This window comes from Bifidobacteriaceae bacterium (assembly GCA_031281585.1).
In the GTDB taxonomy this organism is placed as follows: Bacteria; Actinomycetota; Actinomycetes; order Actinomycetales; family WQXJ01; genus JAIRTF01.
In genome coordinates this window covers 17873-34848 of the sequence record JAITFE010000021.1, presented here as the reverse complement: position 1 = coordinate 34848, position 16976 = coordinate 17873, and the positions used below count along the sequence as shown (strand labels likewise).

Genomic DNA, 16976 nt, shown 5'->3' with positions numbered 1-16976 from the left:
GTCACCATCAGCCAGGGAACTCTGGCCGCCGCACGGGCGGTGGCCGGGCCGCGCGGCACGTCTTCGCTGATGGAACGCGCTCTCAAGCGCGAATTGCGGTTGGAGGCACAAAGGCGGTTCGTCCAGGAGTATGAGCGTGAGTTTGGCGAGATCACGCCGGAAGAGGTGGCCGTCCAAATGGAAAGGTTGGCGCGGGCCCACGCCCAAAGCCGGGCGCAGGCGAGCACCGAAACCGCGGCGCAGGCGTGAGCATGCTGGTGCTCGACTCGGAAGGCGTCTCGCGCCTGATCCTGCGCGACCGGGCAATGGCGGCGCTGGTGAAAGGGCTCACGGAGGATGGCCGGGCCGTCGTCGCCAGTACTGTCGCGCTGGTTGAGGGAATCAACCCGGCCATGAGTTCGGCGGCCGTCCGCTGGGCGGTCAGCGGATTTGAGACGGAGGCCGCGACCAGGCAAACCGCCCTCGTCGCGGCCGACCTCCTGCGGGCGGCCCGGCGCCACGGCCACCGCCACGCCATCGACGCGATCGTCTGCGCCACCGCCGTCCTGGCCGGCGAGCCGCTGGTCGCGGTCTTCACCTCCGACCCGGACGACCTCCGGGCGCTCCTGGCGGACCACCCCGGCATCGCAATTCTGCCCGCAGCCGACCCATGACAACCGACCGGCTGCCGCCCCGACCGGCCGGACGGACGGCATCGGAAATGGGAGGGCGCGAAGCTGCTCCACCCATGGCACAACCTTGTAACATTCGTGCCGTAATGTGGGTGGATCATTTGCAAAGTCCGCTCGCAAGGAGACCCACAGTGTCATATGTCCAACTTGACCCCACCCGAATCGCCGAGTTGACGGCGCGCGAAGAAGCGCGCCTCAACGAACGCACCGAAGCCTCCCGCGACTACTACCGCCGCGCGTCCGAGCACCTCAGCGGCGGGGTCGCCAGCTCCTACCAACTCCGCGACCCCTGGCCCATCTACCTGGAAGGCGGCGCGGGGCCAAAGGTTTGGGACGTGGACGGCAACGAGTTCTGGGACTTCCACAACGGCTTCGGCTCAATGGTGCAGGGCCACGCCAACCCGGTCATAGGCCAGGCGATCACGGAGCGCTATCCGCACGGCACCCACTTTGCGGCCCCCACCGAGGACGCCATCGCCGTTGCGAACGAGCTGGCCAAGCGCTTCGGCATGGCCAAATGGCGCTACGTCAACTCCGGCTCCGAGGCGACCATGGACGCCATCCGCATTGCCCGCGCCTACACCAAGCGGGACACGGTGATGAAGATCTTCGGCTCCTACCACGGCCACCACGACACGGTCATGGTGTCGATCGGCGTGCCCTACGACAAGATCGGCGACCGGGAGAACCTGGCCTCGCTCGCCTACGGCGCGGGCATCCCCGCCGCCACCACCGCCATGACCATCGCCGTTCCGTTCAACGACGCGGGGGCCATGGAGCGGCGGATAGAGCGCCTTGACGCCGAGGGGCGCAAGCCCGCGTGCGTGATCATGGAAGCCGCCATGATGAACCTGGGCGTTGTGCTCCCGGAGCCCGGCTACCTGGAGCAAGTGCGGGAGATCACCAAGCGGCACGGCATCGTGCTCATTTTCGACGAGGTCAAAACCGGTCTGACCATTGCCGCGGGCGGCGCCACCGAGTTGTTCGGCGTGCAACCGGACATGGTCACTATGGCGAAGTCGCTGGGCGGCGGGCTGCCGACCGGCGCGATCGGCGGCACGGAAGAGGTCATGTCCGTGGTGGAAGACCACTCTGTCTACCAGGTCGGCACCTACAACGGCAACCCGCTTGTGATGGCGACCGCCCGCGCGTCCCTCGAGAAAGTCCTCACCCCGGAGGCCTACCAGTGGCTGAACCACCTGGCCGACAGGATCGCCGAAGGCTGCACCGACGTCATCAAGCGCTACAACCTGCCCGGCTACACCGTCTCGCTGGCGTCCAAGGGCTGCGTCACCTTCTCGCCCACCAAGATCGTGGACTATGAGACGTTCCTCGCCAACCAGAACGTGCCGCTGACCGACTTGGCCTGGCTGTTCAACATGAACCGCGGCATTTTCATGACGCCCGGCCGCGAGGAGGAGTGGACCCTCTCGGTCACCCACACCGACCAGGCCATTGACGCCTACATAGCCGCCTTCGACGAAATGGCGCACGACCTCACGAAGTAGGAAACGCCCCAGCCGCACGATGCCGTCCGGCCCAGCCCCAGCACCCGCCGCGGCCACGCTCCGCGCGCGTCCGGCAGGGCTGGCCGGCTTCGCGGCCGTCCGGGCCCTGGCGCCGGTCCTACGGGTCAGCGCTGGTCGTCTGCGGGCGGCGAGCCGTTTCGGCTGATCACCCGAGGCTTTCGCGACTCGCGGACCAGGCGGAGCTCGCCGGTCTCGTGCATGACTTGGGCGGCTCTTTGCTTCAGCGGCTCGAAGGCTCCGCCGGAGCCTTGGCCCGCGCCAAGCGGCCCGCGCTCCATCCGTTCGGGACCGGCCGAACGCTGTGGCCAGCCGCCAAGACGGCCGTCTTCGACCGGGCCGCGTTCCGGCCCGTCGTGGAACGGCAAGGCGCGTTCAATCCGCACGGCCGGCAGAGGCGGCGGCGGGCTCGGAGGGGTTTGCGCTCTTGGAATGCGCGCGGCGATCGGCGGTCCGGACCGCCTGGCTGGGGCGGGCGGGGACGCCACCAAGAGGGCGTCTTCAGAAAGCAGCGGCACCGGCGGCATGTCTCCCGTCGGGTGCACCGGCACCCGCGCGTGCGGGATCTTGTCCGCCAGCGAGTGTTCGCCGGCGATCCGGCGGGGGTGGCGGACCGGCAATTCGCCGGTCGAGTGCCCTTCCATGGCCGGGCCTGTGGGGACAAACGCCACCGGCTTCGCCAAAGTCTCCGGCCTGGTGGTGACCAGCCGTTCCAGTCGCGGCGCCGGGCGGGACGGCTCCGCCGCCACGTCATCCCAGGTCGGCACATCGCGGCCGGACCGTGGCGCGGGCCGGTCGTTTGACCGGCCGGGGCCGGGAAGCCACGGCACCGGTTTGGGCCGCAGGCTTTCCACACCGGTCAGCGTGTCGAGCAGGTCGGCCCGTTTGGCGTCGGCGCGGCGGCGCGGCGGCGCGGCGGACGCCGCCCCGCTTGGGGGCGGCTGCGGGGCGCGGGGCACCGCGTCCCGTTCAGGCCAGCCAGCGGCGCGGCCAGTCTGCGGCTCTCGCCCTCCGGGCCGGCCAGCGGCGCGACCGGTCTGCGGTTCTTGCCCGCCGTCTCGGCCCGGCTGACCTGCGCCACCGTCCACCCGGCCGCGCTCTGCGGCCAACGGGCGTTCCGCCCCGGCGGGCGGGGCGCCTGCGCCCGGACCGTCTTGGAGGCTCCCAGCCGAAGGCTTCCCACCGTTTCCGTCGCCGGGGGCCCCGTGCCAGCCCGGAATGCCGGAGCGCCGCCGCAGCGCCACGACCAGCACCACCACGGCCGCGGCCAAGACCGCGACCAGGCCGGCCAGAATCACCGCGATCCCGTGTTCGCTCGCCCAAGAGACCGCGTAGCCAAGTTTCGGTATGCGATACATGTACACCCCGACAATCTGGTTCTCGGCGACCGAATCCTCTTCGCGGACCTGGTCGGCGTCGCTCTGCACAATCCAACGCCGTCCGGACCCGTGGTCCGTTTGGTCGACCACGCGACGAGTGGCAACCGGGGAGCCCGCGCCGTCAGTGCGGTAGCTGATGATCTGGCCCGTCTTGATCGAGTCCGGGTCTTTGACGCCTCTGATCACAATGACGTCTCCGCGGCCGAAGGCCGGCTTCATCGAGTCGCCGTACACGGTCAACGCCCGCCCTTGGACAAGCAGTGGGATACCGCCCACCGCGACGGCCAACGCCAAGACGGCCACCAGCACAGCCCCGGCGCAGGCAGCGAACAGACTGCCCCAGGCTTTCCTGGCTTTGGCCTGAGAATTCACCGGAATTCCCTCGTGTCAGCGCCGCGTTGACGGCTTGGGCGAACAAGAACAAGTAAAGGATATGGCCAAGGGGGCACCGTTAGAGACCCTTATGCCCTACCAATCTTGCGCGGCCGCACGTTCGCCCTTGGCCGCAGCCCCTAACAGGTCAGGCCGTCCTCAGGGGGTGTGCCTTCCAGCAGGTAAGTGTCGACGGCTTTGGTGACGCAATCATTCGAGCGGCCGTAGGCGGTGTGCCCGTTGCCCTGATAGGTCAACAGCACGCCCGACTCCAGTTGGTCCGCCAGCGCGACCGCGCCATGGTACGGGGTGGCTGGATCCCCGGTGGTCCCAATCACCAGGATTGGCGCCGCCCCCGGCGCGTTGATCACATGCGGCTGGCCGACTTGCGGATACGGCCACACCTCGCACTGCTTTTCGGTGTAGGCCCAGAACTCCCCCAATGTGGGCGAGGCTTCCTTCAAAGCGGCTGCATGGGCCTCGACTGACGCCAAGTCGGCCGGCAGGCGGTCGTCCACGCAGTTGATGGCGATGAACGCCTCCATCTGGTTCGAGGCGTACTCGCCGTTCTCGCGTTCGTAGTAGAAGTCGGACAGCAACAGCAGGCTGGACCCGTCGCCTTCCAAGGCATAAAGCAACGCGGTCGACTCCATGATCCAACTGCCCTCGTCATACATCGCGACTATGATCCCGCTCATCGCGAGCGGCAGCGTCAACGGACGGTCCGGGTCGTTGGTCGGCAGCGGGTTCGCCTCCACGTCCAGCAGGAATTGGTGGATTTCGGCCTTGGCCTGGTCAACGGTGCCGTCGAACGGGCAGATGTCAGTGCCAAGGCAGTCTTCAAGGTACGCCTCCAGCGCGCCCTCGAAACCGGCCGCTTGTTCCACCTCATGCAGCGAGCCGTCCACCGACGGGTCGAGGGCGCCGTCCAGAACTAACCGCCCCACCTTTTCCGGGAACAGGTCGGCATAGGTCGCGCCCAAGAAGGTGCCATAGGAGTAGCCGAGCAAATTGAGTTTCTCGTCCCCCAAGAACCCGCGGATCGCGTCCATGTCTTTGGCCGCTGAGACCGTGTCGACATGGGCCAGGAGCGGCCCGGAGTTCTCCGCGCACGCCTGGGCGAACGGCTCCACGATTTCCAAAGACTGCTCATAGCCCGCCGGCGTCCGGGGCCAGTCGGCCGCGAAGAACTCGTCAAGCTGCTCGGCTTCGGTGTAGCAAGTCACCGGCGTGGATTGGCCAACCCCGCGGGGGTCAAACGCCACAATGTCGTACCGGGCGCGCACATCCTTGCTGATGGACGGCAAAAGGCTGTCACGCAGGGACCCTATGGCGCTCCCGCCCGGACCGCCGGGGTTGACCAACAGGGAACCCAGCCGCTTGTCCTGGTTGGTCGCGGGGACCCGCGCAATGGCCAGTTCGATCGTCTCGCCGTCCGGGTCGTCCCAATCCAGGGGAACTTCCAGGGTGGTGCATTCGGCGTTCGCGGCAGCCGTGCAACGCTCCCAGCCGTCCGGCACCACCCGGTCTGTGACAACTGGCGCCGAGGATGGCGGCGGCGAACTGACCGGGGTTCTTGGTTGGAGCGCGCATCCAGTCAGCGTCATTCCCCCCGCGACCGCCAATAGCCCCACCATTGTCAAAGCTTGCCTCATGCTTCGTTTCACCCCTTTACTCTCGCACACTTGACCGCGCAGACCGTCGACCCTCCCTCACCGCTGGCCCGCGCCCTCCTCGGCCAACGCCGGCATGGCGAGGACCACGGCCATCGCCTCCAGCGCCAAAGCGGGGGCCACGTTCGCTCCGAGCCGTTGCCGGGCCACCTCGACCGCCTCCAACCGGACCATGGTCTCCTGGGGCGTGGAAGTGCGCGCCTGCTCCGCCACCAAATCGGCGTCTACGGCGTTGATCAGCTCAACCCCCGCCGAGACCTGCACCGCCAGCACGTCCCGGTAGAACGCCAACAAGTCGATCAGGGCCTGATCCAGGCTGTCGGCTTGGGTGCGCCGGGCCCGCTTGGTCGACTCCTCGTCGAACTCCCGCAGCCGCGCCCGCGCGAACGCGCTCACCTTCTTGCCGGTCGGCTCGCCCAACTGCGCCAAGAGCTGCGTCCGCTCTTGCGCCTCGCGCCCTTGGACCACGGCTTCCGCCTCCGCCTTCGCCACCGCGTCCAGTTGGCCGGCGGCCGCCACGGCCCGCGCCACCGAGGAAGCCGCCTTCGGAATGGCCAGCACCTGCCGGCGGCGCTCGCCCGCCGCCGGATCGCGGACCAGCCGCCTGGCCACCCCGATGTGCGACTGGGACGCCAGCGCCGCCAGGCGGGCCGTTTCCGGATCGGCTCCGTCACGCTCAACCAAAAGCCGGGTGACCGCGTCCACGGGAGGTATGCCCAGGGCGACCCGACGGCATCGGGAGCGAATCGTCACCAAAACATCTTGCGGCCGGGGGGCGGAAAGAATCCAAACGGTGTGCGGCGGCGGTTCTTCCAGGGCCTTCAGCAGGACGTTGCCGGTCCGTTCCAGCATTCTGTCCGCGTCTTCCACAATGATGACCCGCCAGCGGCCCTGCGACGGCGTGCGGGACGCCAGGGTGACCCATTCGCGAACGTCGTCAATCGCGATGACGACTTTCTTGGTCGCCGTGTCCAGCACATCCGGGTGGCTGCCCGCCAGCGCCGAACGGCAGGCATGGCACTCGCCACACCCGCCCTCCTCGCACTGCAAGGCCGCCGCGAAAGCCCGCGCCGCCACCGACCGGCCGGACCCCGGCGGCCCGGTGATCAGCCAGGCGTGGGTCATGGCCTCCGGGCTGGTTGCCGCGTGGCTCAGTTGCGCCACGGCGGCAGGCTGACCGACCACCGCGTCCCACACGCTCATGTCCGCGCCTCCGTCCCACCCGCAGCCAGCAGGGGTCGCACGGCTTCCCAAATCCGCTGGTGGACAACGTCCTTGGGGTCCACCGTGGCCAAGGCCACGTAGCGCGCGGGAGCGGCTGCGGCCAATTCGCGGTAGCGCCGGTTCACATCGGCGTGGAAATCGGTCCCCGCCTGCTCTATCCGGTCCTCGACCAACTCCGGCCGGTCCCGCCGCGCCGCCGCCGCGTCCGGCGTGATGTCCAACAAGATGGTCAGGTCCGGTGTCAGGCCCCCGGTCGCCACCGCGTTGATCTGCCTGATGGCCGCCTCGCCCAAGCCCCGCCCCTCGGCTTGGTAGGCGATCGACGAATCCAGGTAGCGGTCGGAGATCACCAAGTCCCCCCGCGCGAGCGCCGGCCGCAACACCTGGGCCACATGTTGCGCGCGGTCCGCCGCGTAAAGCAGGGCCTCCGCGGCCGGTGCCACCTCCCCGCCGTGCAGCAACAATTCCCTGATCTGAACGCCCAACTCGGTCCCGCCCGGCTCCCGCGTCACCACCAGCGAGGGCAGGCCCGGACCATCTGCGTACCCCTCGGCCCGCAACCGCTCCGCCAGCAGCCTCAGATGCGTCGATTTCCCGGCGCTGTCCCCCCCCTCGAACACGACGAACCGCCCAACCGGCGAAGAAGGCGCAACCGACGAATCCATGACTCAAGTCTCCCACCGAGCACCGACACCGTGCCGACAGGGGGCCAAGCCGCCAAGCCCGGTGCCGAGTTGACGACCCGCTGTTGTCAGAAGCGCTACAACCCCGCCAGCAGCGTAACCTGCCGCAGCTGCCGCGGTAGGTCCCGCTCCGTCCTCAATGGACAAGAAGCGTCGCATGGGAGGAGGCAGCGGACCGCAACGCCGCACCGCTGGCACCGCGATGCCGGTGCCGATCCATAGGATTGCCTCATGCGATCCGGCTCCGTGGCACCCGACGAAAGACGCCCTGCATGACCCGACAGGTCGCCCCGGCAGAGAAAAACTCGGGCGGCGGGGACGGCGAGGGCCGCTTCCGTGACGTCGCCAAGCGGCTGCTTCACAGACCGGTCAGGCGGCTGGTCGAGTGGACGCGGCCGGACGTGACCCAGGAAACCGGACCAAGAACCACCGTACCCGTCCTGCGTCCGCTGACACCGGCTTTCGATGATGCCGAACACGCGGGCTATGTTGACCACTTGAACGAGTCCTTTGGCCACGATGACTTGCGAAACATCGCTTTGGCTGGACCCTATGGAAGCGGTAAGAGCAGCATCCTGGCCGAGTTCAAGCGTCGCCGACCAGGCGGCGAAACCATCTTCTTGTACCTGTCGACCCTGACGGCAATCTCCTTCGATAGGCGAGACCCCGACGCCAATCCGGAGAGTGTGATCAACGCCATCCAAAAGGAGATCGTCAAACAGATCCTGTACAGGCGGCCTGCGCACAGGACCAGCCCCTCGAGGTTTGACCGAATCAGGCCCTTCCGCAGGCGCCTCAGCGTGACCGGGGCGTTCGCCGTTGGGATTGTCGCCTTCCTCCTGGCGGCCAGTTTCGGGACGCCAGGGCGCATCCAGCCGCTCGTTTGGAACGCGATCACGCGACCAGCTGCGGTTGCGTGGGTCCTGACAGTGGCAGGCGCGGCGCTGCTCGGTCTTGCCGCGTACGGGGTTCTTCGGGGAGCATACCGCGGCGTCCATCTCAGTGAAGCAAAGATCGGCTCCGCTACAATCACACTTCAAGCGGGAGCCGACACGTACTTCGATTCCTACCTAGACGAGATAGTCCACTTCTTCGCAACCACGGCTGTCAGAACGGTGATCTTCGAGGATCTGGACCGTTTCGACGAGCCCCGGATCTTTGAGGCGCTGCGCTCGCTCAACACCGTCGTCAACAGCTCCCCTGACGTCCACGACGGTCCTGTCAGGTTTGTCTACGCGCTGCGCGACAGCATCTTCGAACCGACCAGCGGAGACGGCCCCCAAACCAATAGCGACGCCGCCAGCGACCGCGTAAAGTTCTTCGACATCGTCATCCCGGTGGTGCCGTTCCTATCGGTCCGCGCCTCGCAGGATCTGGTTGAGGCGCAGTTCGCCGACCTCGCGCAAGATGTCCGGCCTTCTCCAGAGGTACTACATCTGGTAGCCGGGCATTTGACCGACATGCGCCTCGTCAAGAACATCCGTAATGAATACGCAGTCTTCGCCTCCAGACTGTTGAGATCGGATGATTCAGCAGCGCAACGTAACAAGTTGTTCGCGATGGTCGTATACAAAAACCTCCGCCTGGCGGATTTCGAGCACATCGCCTTCGGAACAAGTCGTCTTGACGACATCTACCGGTTCTATCGCGTGATCGTCAACTCGCAGATCAGCTACCTCATCAACATGGCCGACAAGCTCGGCAGCAGCTTGAGCGCGGTTGACGAAACGGTGCCGAACAGCGCGGAACTCGCACAACGGCTGGGAGTGGTCCTCAAGGCGCTCGAATCCCTTGGAAGCGGCGGAGCCAATGGCCGACCCGTCGTCGTGAAGATGTCGCGGCGCACTGTCACAACCAACGAGATGAGTCAACCCGAGTTCTGGCTGGCGGCCGAGCGCGGCGAGGTGACTATCCATGTTCCCGCGCTCACCCCGCGGAACAGCAGCCAATCCCTACAAGTCAGCGGTGTCGATCTTGCCCATCTAATGGATCGCGACTTGTTCTATGGGAACCGTCATGCCGAGAGAGAGCGCCTGGAAGCCGAGCTCGCTGAAACCGAAGGATTGCTTCACTACCTGGCCACGGCATCCATGGCGGATCTCATGGCGCGCGACAACCTCACGGCCGTGCCTGCTGGTGCCAAGCACGCCGTCTGCCTAACGGCCTATGCTGCGACGCAGTTGGATTCGGATCTATTCTGCGTTCTTCTCTCCAAGGGCTTAATCGACGAGAACTTCACGTTGTACGCGACCCAGTACCACGGACGCCTCAGCCCGGGTGCCTTGCGCTTCGTGCTCCAGAACGTTCAGCGCAACACTGCAGATCCCGGTTTCCGTTTCGACGATCCCGACATCGATATCCCGGCAATCGCAGAGTCCGAGGGCGCGCGCTTCCTCGACGGAAACAGTTTTTTCAACTTCCAAGTGCTTGACCACTATGCGAAATTCGACCCGCCGGCACTGGACAAGCCGTTCAGCCGCCTCGTTGCGGGCGATGGGCCCGGAATGCAATTCCTTGGTCTCTACTTGGGTGAGATGCAGGGATGGCACAAACCACCAGTGCTCGAGCGCTTGACCACCTTGTGGCCTGAGATTTTTCAGTTCCTACTCGGACACCTGTCAAATCTGAATTCCGCTTGGTTGCCGGATAAGCTCGGCGGCCTGTCCGCCGCGATTCTCTCTGCCACCCAGGCGCCATCTGGTTTCCACCGATTCGACGACCAAGAGCGCGAACGCCTGGATAGCTGTCTGGGGGAATTGCGATGCTTCTCCGAACCGACCGATCCGTCCGTCGCGCAAGCCTTGGCTACGCTTCTCGGCAGTTGGGGGGCCAAGGCCTCGGACCTCAGCGCCGTTGCCGAGCCTCAACGCTCCGCGCTCGTCGCAAGGTCCCTGTTCCGGGTTACACGTCGCAATATCGCAATCGTGATGGGAGGGGATTCTTGGTTCTCCTTAGACGAGGTGTTCTCTGCGGCCCCTGGAGTCTACGAGTACCTACTGCAAGAGATCGATGACTACCTCGCTTTGTTCCGAGAGGAGGTCGCCAAGACGGGTACCAGACCGTGGACGATCAAGGGAGCACCCGGGCTCACGCGGGTCCTGAAAGACCTGCAAGGTGTTTCTCCGCTGGCCGCAAGAGGCGTCATCGCCGGCGCTGGCCCCGGGTGCGTGATCGACGACATCACCACAGTAGACAGGTCATTCTGGCCGGACCTGGCTTATGACCGCATGTTCGAGCCGAGCTTCCGGAACATCGAGGCGTACATTGCGGTGGTATCTGAAGTGGACAGCGCCCTGGCGAAGTTCCTGAACGAAGCGGATGCCATCAATGAACTCAAGGGGATCGAAGATTCACGCAAGGTGGCCGTAGCGAGCGCGGTTCTCAGTTCGCGGGAGGTTGCTCTGGTAAAGCGTCTGGACCTCGCAAATGGACTTGGGTTTGAGGCCTTCCTCGATCCGACCGGCATTCAAGACGACGCAGTCCTGCCCGAACTCGTCGGCCAAAGGATGGTTGCCGACGACCGGGCCGTTTTCACAAGACTGCGGGCGTCCTCCTGGGCCACGAAGCGCGCCCTGCTGGTCGTCTCGAAGCGCCCCGCAGAGTTCTTGACCGAGCTGTGCCTAACCTCCTCAGAGATCACATCAATCCTCGACGATCCCCTGCTGGCTCCGGTCCTCGCAGAAACGCTGGTTACGAATGCTCCACGTTGGCTGAAGGTGCTGAGTCGCGGCACCGCCACGACCCTGGCAAGACGTGTGCTTCACGATGGGTTTGCAATCGACTTTGAAAGCTTCGCCGTCCTTGCCCAAGCGGGCGCAGACCGGGCTGTTCTCCTGAGAATCGCATCCCCGCGCTTGGCCGCATGGGACAACCAAGGCGAGTTGCCAACCGTTCTTGCCGCGCTGGGAGGCGAGTACGCGAAACTAGCCGAAGGCAAAACCGTGGAAGTTTCGAAGGGAGAACCCAACGACGCGATGGTCCGTCATCTGAAGCGCTTGGGCTTCACGACGGCAAAAAGGCGGGGCAAGGAAATCTGGAAGGTGACGCCTCGGTGACCAACTGCAATCTGCTAGGACGCCCCAATTGCGCTGGCACGTCTCGGGTCCCATTCAGCACGCGCGCAGTGGATGCGGAACGCGCGCGCGGGGCCGTCTGCCATGGCTCTATGCTCCCGCTCAGTGCCCCACAACAAGAAGGAGGCACATCGTGACCTACCTAATCTCCGAAGACAAGAGCCGCGTCGTAGAGCCGGAGGGCAAGACACTGGAGTACAAGCGCGACCTGTCGTCGCCGGACAGGGCGATGCGCGCCGTGGTCGCCTTTGCCAACTCCGCTGGCGGTCGGTTGGTGATCGGGGTCGAGGACGACGGGACCGTGGTCGGCGTGGCCGACCCGCTGCTGGAACGGGAGCGCCTGACCAACCTGATCGCGGACTGGGTGTCGCCGCAACTCATGCCCACAATCGAGTTGGTGCCGCTGGCGGACGCCACCGTGGTCGTGGCCGACGTCGCGTTGAGCATCCGCCGCCCGCACTATTTGACGAAGCACGGGAAGGATGAGGGCACCTATATCCGCCTTGGGGCAAGCAACCGCAAGGCGGGTCCGGACATCATTGCCGAACTGGGCCGCTCCGCCCGGGGCATACCGTTCGACAGACTGCCCGCGACTGGAGCGACATTGGAAGACCTCGACACCGATGCGTTGGGAGGGAAGCTGGGCCGCGAACTCGACCCGCACGCGCTCCAGACTCTCGAATTGGTAGCGGAGGACCAGGGACGGCTCGTGCCGACCAACGGCGGCGTCCTGGTCGCGAGCCCCAACCCGGAGCACTTCTTCCCGTTCGCCTGGGTGCAGTGCGCCCGCTTCCGGGGGTCGACCAAGCGGGACATCTGGGATCAGCAGGAGATCTACGGGCCGCTTCCACTGGCCGTTGACAAGGTGATGCGGTTCCTGGAGCAGAACGCCTTCCGGCACGCTGAGTTCGGCGACGTGTACCGCCGCGACCGTTGGTCGATCCCGACCCGGGCGCTGCGGGAGATCGTCACCAACGCCCTGACGCACGCCAGCTACTCTGTTCACGGCACCCCGATCAAAGTGGCGTTCATGGACAGCGCCATCGAGGTCGAGAGCCCCGGCGGCCTGATGCCGAGCCTGACCGTGGAGGAGATGACCCAAGGCGTCTCGGTGATCCGCAACCCGGTAATTGCCCGCGTTTTCCGCGAACTCGGGCTGATTGAGCGATGGGGCACCGGCCTGCCGGAAGCCATCCGGCAGTTGGCCGAGGCTGGGCTTCCCGCGCCGGACATCGCTGAGTTGGCGGTCGCCCTCCGGGTCACGGTCCACATCGAGGACCAGAGCGTTGCGCCGGCAGGCGAACCAAGCGATAAGGCCGAGTCTCGGCTTAGGCACATAGGCACTTCCGGGCTTAGGCACATAGGCACCGCATCCGGTGCCTATGTGCCTAAGCTGGACGTCGCAGTGCCTAAGTCTGCCGCAGCGGTGCTGCTCGCCGCGCAGGCGGGCTCCGCCAGCCGCAGCGACCTGCTGAGCGCGATCGGCCTTTCGCAGTCCACCAACAACTACCGCAGACACGTGCTGCCGCTGGTCGAGGCCGGCCTGCTGGCTCTTTCCATCCCCAGCAAGCCACGCAGCCCCCTCCAGCGCTACATCCTGACTGCCCTGGGGCAAGAGTGGCTGGACCACTCGGTCCCGAGACCCCACGCCCACCCAGCAGAAACCGAACAAGGCTGATCCGACCACGGGCCACCGCTTCGCCGTGATTGAGCGAGTGCCGGTCGCAGCACCTCGGCCACATGTTGGGCCGCGGTCCGCCGCGTAAAGCAGGCCCTCCGCAGCCGGAACCACCGCGCCGCCGTGCAGTCAAGCTGTCTGCCGAGTCGACCGCCGACGCACGATGCCGTCCGGCTGGCCCTTGCGGCAACGCTCCGGTTGCCTTTCGCTCGCGTCAGCGGCCGCCGGCGAAGCCGTGCTGGCGCCAGGCTTCGTAGACCGCGATGGCCGCGGAGTTGGCCAAGTTGAGAGACCGGCGCGCCGGCAGCATGGGGATGCGGACCTGGGCGGTGACCCTGGGGTGCGCCTTGACCGCGCCGGGCAAGCCGTCCGGCTCCGGCCCGAACAGCAACGCGTCGTCGGCTTGGTATGAGACGTCGGCGTAACTCGCAGCCGCGTGCGTGGTGAACGCGAAAACCCGGGCGGTGGGGGCCAGGGCGGCGAACGCCGCCTCCAAGTCCGGGTGGACCTGGAGGTCGGCCAGGTCGTGGTAGTCCAAGCCGCTGCGGCGCAGCTTCGTGTCGGTCAGTTCGAATCCCAACGGCTCGACCAAGTGCAACCGGACGCCGGTGACGGCCGCCAGCCGGATCGCGTTGCCCGTGTTGGTCGGAATGCACGGCGCATAGAACACCAGGTCAAACAAGTGTCAGTGGCCTTCCTTAGGGTGTTGGCATGACCGCGAAGACGCCTTTGCCGGCCACGCCGATCAGCGTTCTAGCCCGCCTTGCCCGCGCCGGGGGTGGGCTTCTTCGCAGCGGGCTTCTTCGGGGCGGCCTTCGTGGTCGTCTTGGTCGCGGCCTTGGCCCCGGAACTCCGGGCCGCGGTGGTCTTCTTGGCCGCGGCCCGGCGGGGGCGCTTGGCCGGTCCGCGTTCGCGCTTCTCCGCCAGCAACTGGGCGGCCCGTTCCAAAGTCACTGCCGCCGGGTCGTCGTCCTTGCGCAGCGTGGCGTTGGTTTCGCCGTCGGTGACGTAGGGCCCGTAACGCCCGTCCTTGACCACCACGGGTTTGCCGGAGACTGGATCTGGGCCCAACTCCCGCAAGGGCGCCGCACTGGCCGCGCCCCGCCGCTGCTTCGGCTGGGCCAACAGGGCGCGGGCTTGCTCCTCGGTGACCGTGAACAACTCGTCTTCGCTGGCCAGGGAGCGCGAATCGGCGCCGCACTTGATGTAGGGGCCGTAGCGGCCGTTCTGAGCGGTGATCTCCGCCCCGTCCACGCTCACGCCGACCACCCGCGGCAGCGCGATCAGCCGCAGGGCGTCCTCAAGGGTGACGGTGTCAATGCTCATCGACTTGAAAAGCGAGGCGTTGCGCGGCTTGGCGGCCGCGGCTGCGCCAGACGGCTCCTCGATTAGTTCGGTGACATAGGGGCCGAAGCGGCCGTTCTTCGCCACCACCATGTGCCCGGTGGCCGGATCGCGGCCCAATTCCCGGCTCTGATCCGCCGGAGCCTCAAGCAATTCGTGCGCTTTGGCGAGGGTGAGTTCGTCCGGCGCCAGGTCGTCCGGCACGCGCGCCCGCTTGGCTTCGCCGTTCGACTGACCGTCTTGGACCTCCAGATACGGCCCGTAACGGCCCACCCGGAGCACTATCCCGTCCCCGAGCGGCACTGTGTTTATATCCCGCGCGTCGATCTCGCCTTGGCCTTCGACCAACCGCTTCAGCCCGACCTCTTTCAGGGAAGGGTGCCGGGGCACGCCAGTTGGCGAATCAGCCGAGGGGCTGGTCGCCCCAGCGCCGCCGCCGTCCGCTGCGACGCTCGAGGTCGCGGCATCCGATCTCGCGGCGGCGGCCCGCGCAGCCGCCGGTTGCCCGGCGGCCACAGGCGCTTTGGACTTCACGGGCCCGCTGGGTTCTGTGCCGGCCGCCCCACCCGCCGGCCTTCCGCCGGCGCCGAAATAGAACTCGCCCAGCCAGCGCACGCGGTCTTCGCGGCCCGCCGCGATCTCATCCAGGTCGTTCTCCATGGCGGCCGTGAAGTCGTAATCCACCAGGTCGGCGAAGTTCTGCTCCAGGAGCCGGGTGACGGCGAACGCCAGCCAGGTCGGCACCAAAGCCATGCCGCGCCGCTCGACGTATCCGCGATCCTCGATCACGGACACCGTCGCTGCATAAGTGGACGGCCGGCCAATGCCCCGCTTTTCCAAAGCCGCCACCAAGGACGCCTCGGTGTAGCGCGGCGGCGGCGTGGTCTGGTGCCCCTGCGGGTCCAACGCGACCGTGTCAACCACGTCGCCCTCGGCCAGCTTCGGCAGCTGCGCCTCGGCCTGGGCGGCGTCTTCGTAACGCGACTGGTCCCGGCCCTCTTCATAGGCGGCCAGGAAGCCCCGGTGGGTGATCACCGTGCCGGCCGCGCCGAAGACGGCGGTCGCGTCCGGGCCGCGCCCGGTCAGCTTCACGGACACGGTTTGGCCCACGGCATCGGTCATCTGGGAGGCGACCGTCCGCTTCCAAATCAGGTCGTAAAGCTTCAATTCGTCGGCGGCCAGCTTCCCCGCCAGGGACGACGGCGTGGCGAACTGGTCGCCGGAGGGGCGGATCGCCTCATGGGCTTCGGCCGCGTTCTTGGTGGTGGTGGCGTAGTGACGCGGCGCTGCGGGCACCGAATCCGGCCCGTAGAGCTCCGCCGCCTGCCGCCGGGCGGCGGCCACCGCTTGATCAGACAGGTGGGTCGAATCGGTCCGCATGTACGTGATGTGGCCGTTCTCATAGAGCCGCTGGGCCACACGCATGGTCTGGCGCGAGTTCATGCGCAGCTTGCGGGAAGCCTCTTGCTGCAGCGTCGAGGTGGTGAACGGCGCGGCCGGACGGCGCTTGTACGGTTTTTCGGCCAGTTCGGAGACCTCGAACGGAACCGGCGCCAATTCGGCGGCCAGGCGACGGGCCGCGGCCTCGTCCAGCTGCAGCGCCCCGGACGCGGTCAACACGCCCGCGTCGTTGAAGTCCTTGCCGGTCGCCACCCGCTTCGAGTCCACGCTCACCAGGGAGGCCTTGAACTGCTGACCGTCGGCGCTGAAGAGGGCCTCGATGTCCCAGTATTCGGCCGCCCGAAAAGCCATCCGCTCCCGTTCGCGCTGAACCACCAGCCGAGTGGCGACGGACTGCACCCGGCCGGCGGACAGGCCGGCCCGGACCTTGCGCCAGAGCACTGGCGAGACTTCGTAGCCGTAAAGGCGGTCCAACACGCGGCGGGTTTCTTGGGCGTCAACCAGGTTCAGATCCACGTCGCGGGGCTTGGCCACGGCCTGGTCGATCGCCTCCTTGGTGATCTCGTGGAAGACCATCCGCTTTACCGGCACCTTGGGCCTGAGGACTTGCAGCAGGTGCCAGGCGATCGCCTCGCCCTCCCGGTCCTCGTCTGTCGCCAGGTAGAGCTCGGTCGCGTCTTTGAGGGCTCTGCGCAGGTCCGCGACCAGTTTCTTCTTGTCCGGCTCCACCACGTAGTAGGGCTCGAAACCTTCGTCGACGTTGACCGCGAAACGGCCGTAAGGCCCCTTCTTCAGTTCGGGCGGCAGTTCCGACGGCTGCGGCAAATCGCGGATGTGACCCACCGAAGCTTCGACCTGGTAGTCCTTCCCCAGGTAGCGGCCGATGGTCTTGGCTTTGGTCGGTGACTCGACAATCACCAGCTTCTTGGTAGCCGCCACAATCCCTCCTCAC

11 protein-coding genes are annotated in these 16976 nt (G+C 66.7%); 5 read left to right on the top strand and 6 right to left on the bottom strand.

Going from position 1 to position 16976, the window contains the following annotated elements; genetic code table 11:
- From LBC97_01855 to LBC97_01845, 3 genes are all read left to right on the top strand, one after another.
- Nucleotides 1–249, top strand: a 249-nt coding sequence (locus tag LBC97_01855) for a hypothetical protein (protein ID MDR2564805.1), incomplete at its 5' end; no start/stop codon positions are given.
- Between the two features lie 2 nt (nt 250–251).
- On the top strand, nt 252–653 hold the full coding sequence (locus LBC97_01850; protein ID MDR2564804.1) for a hypothetical protein: 402 nt from the start codon (nt 252–254) through the stop codon (nt 651–653).
- A gap of 149 nt (nt 654–802) precedes the next feature.
- On the top strand, nt 803–2179 hold the full coding sequence (locus tag LBC97_01845; GenBank protein MDR2564803.1) for an aspartate aminotransferase family protein: 1377 nt from the start codon (nt 803–805) through the stop codon (nt 2177–2179).
- Between the two features lie 125 nt (nt 2180–2304).
- Here the strand turns inward: LBC97_01845 and LBC97_01840 are convergent, their stop codons facing one another.
- The 4 genes from LBC97_01840 to tmk all read right to left on the bottom strand — a co-directional run bounded on the left by LBC97_01840 (nt 2305) and on the right by tmk (nt 7510).
- Nucleotides 2305–3948 (bottom strand): signal peptidase I, encoded by a 1644-nt coding sequence (locus tag LBC97_01840; protein MDR2564802.1) that lies wholly within the window; start codon nt 3946–3948, stop codon nt 2305–2307.
- 140 nt (nt 3949–4088) lie between these two features.
- Nucleotides 4089–5603 (bottom strand): alpha/beta hydrolase, encoded by a 1515-nt coding sequence (locus LBC97_01835; GenBank protein ID MDR2564801.1) that lies wholly within the window; start codon nt 5601–5603, stop codon nt 4089–4091.
- Between the two features lie 57 nt (nt 5604–5660).
- On the bottom strand, nt 5661–6824 hold the full coding sequence (locus LBC97_01830) for a DNA polymerase III subunit delta' (GenBank protein MDR2564800.1): 1164 nt from the start codon (nt 6822–6824) through the stop codon (nt 5661–5663).
- On the bottom strand, nt 6821–7510 hold the full coding sequence (gene tmk, locus LBC97_01825; protein ID MDR2564799.1) for a dTMP kinase: 690 nt from the start codon (nt 7508–7510) through the stop codon (nt 6821–6823). The genes LBC97_01830 and tmk overlap by 4 nt, the downstream gene beginning before the upstream one ends.
- Nucleotides 7511–7800: 290 nt before the next feature.
- Between tmk and LBC97_01820 the strand changes: the two genes are divergently transcribed.
- Both LBC97_01820 and LBC97_01815 read left to right on the top strand, forming a co-directional pair.
- Nucleotides 7801–11583 carry a hypothetical protein gene (locus LBC97_01820; protein MDR2564798.1) on the top strand — a complete coding sequence of 1261 codons (3783 nt, stop codon included), beginning with the start codon at nt 7801–7803 and terminating at the stop codon, nt 11581–11583.
- 151 nt (nt 11584–11734) lie between these two features.
- Nucleotides 11735–13279, top strand: coding sequence for a putative DNA binding domain-containing protein (locus LBC97_01815; GenBank protein MDR2564797.1), 1545 nt, complete (start codon nt 11735–11737; stop codon nt 13277–13279).
- Nucleotides 13280–13493: 214 nt separating this feature from the next.
- Here the strand turns inward: LBC97_01815 and LBC97_01810 are convergent, their stop codons facing one another.
- Nucleotides 13494–13949 carry a tRNA (cytidine(34)-2'-O)-methyltransferase gene (locus tag LBC97_01810; protein ID MDR2564796.1) on the bottom strand — a complete coding sequence of 152 codons (456 nt, stop codon included), beginning with the start codon at nt 13947–13949 and terminating at the stop codon, nt 13494–13496.
- An 83-nt stretch (nt 13950–14032) separates the two neighbouring features.
- On the bottom strand, nt 14033–16963 hold the full coding sequence (gene topA, locus LBC97_01805) for a type I DNA topoisomerase (protein ID MDR2564795.1): 2931 nt from the start codon (nt 16961–16963) through the stop codon (nt 14033–14035).
- Between the last annotated feature and the right edge of the window lie 13 nt (nt 16964–16976).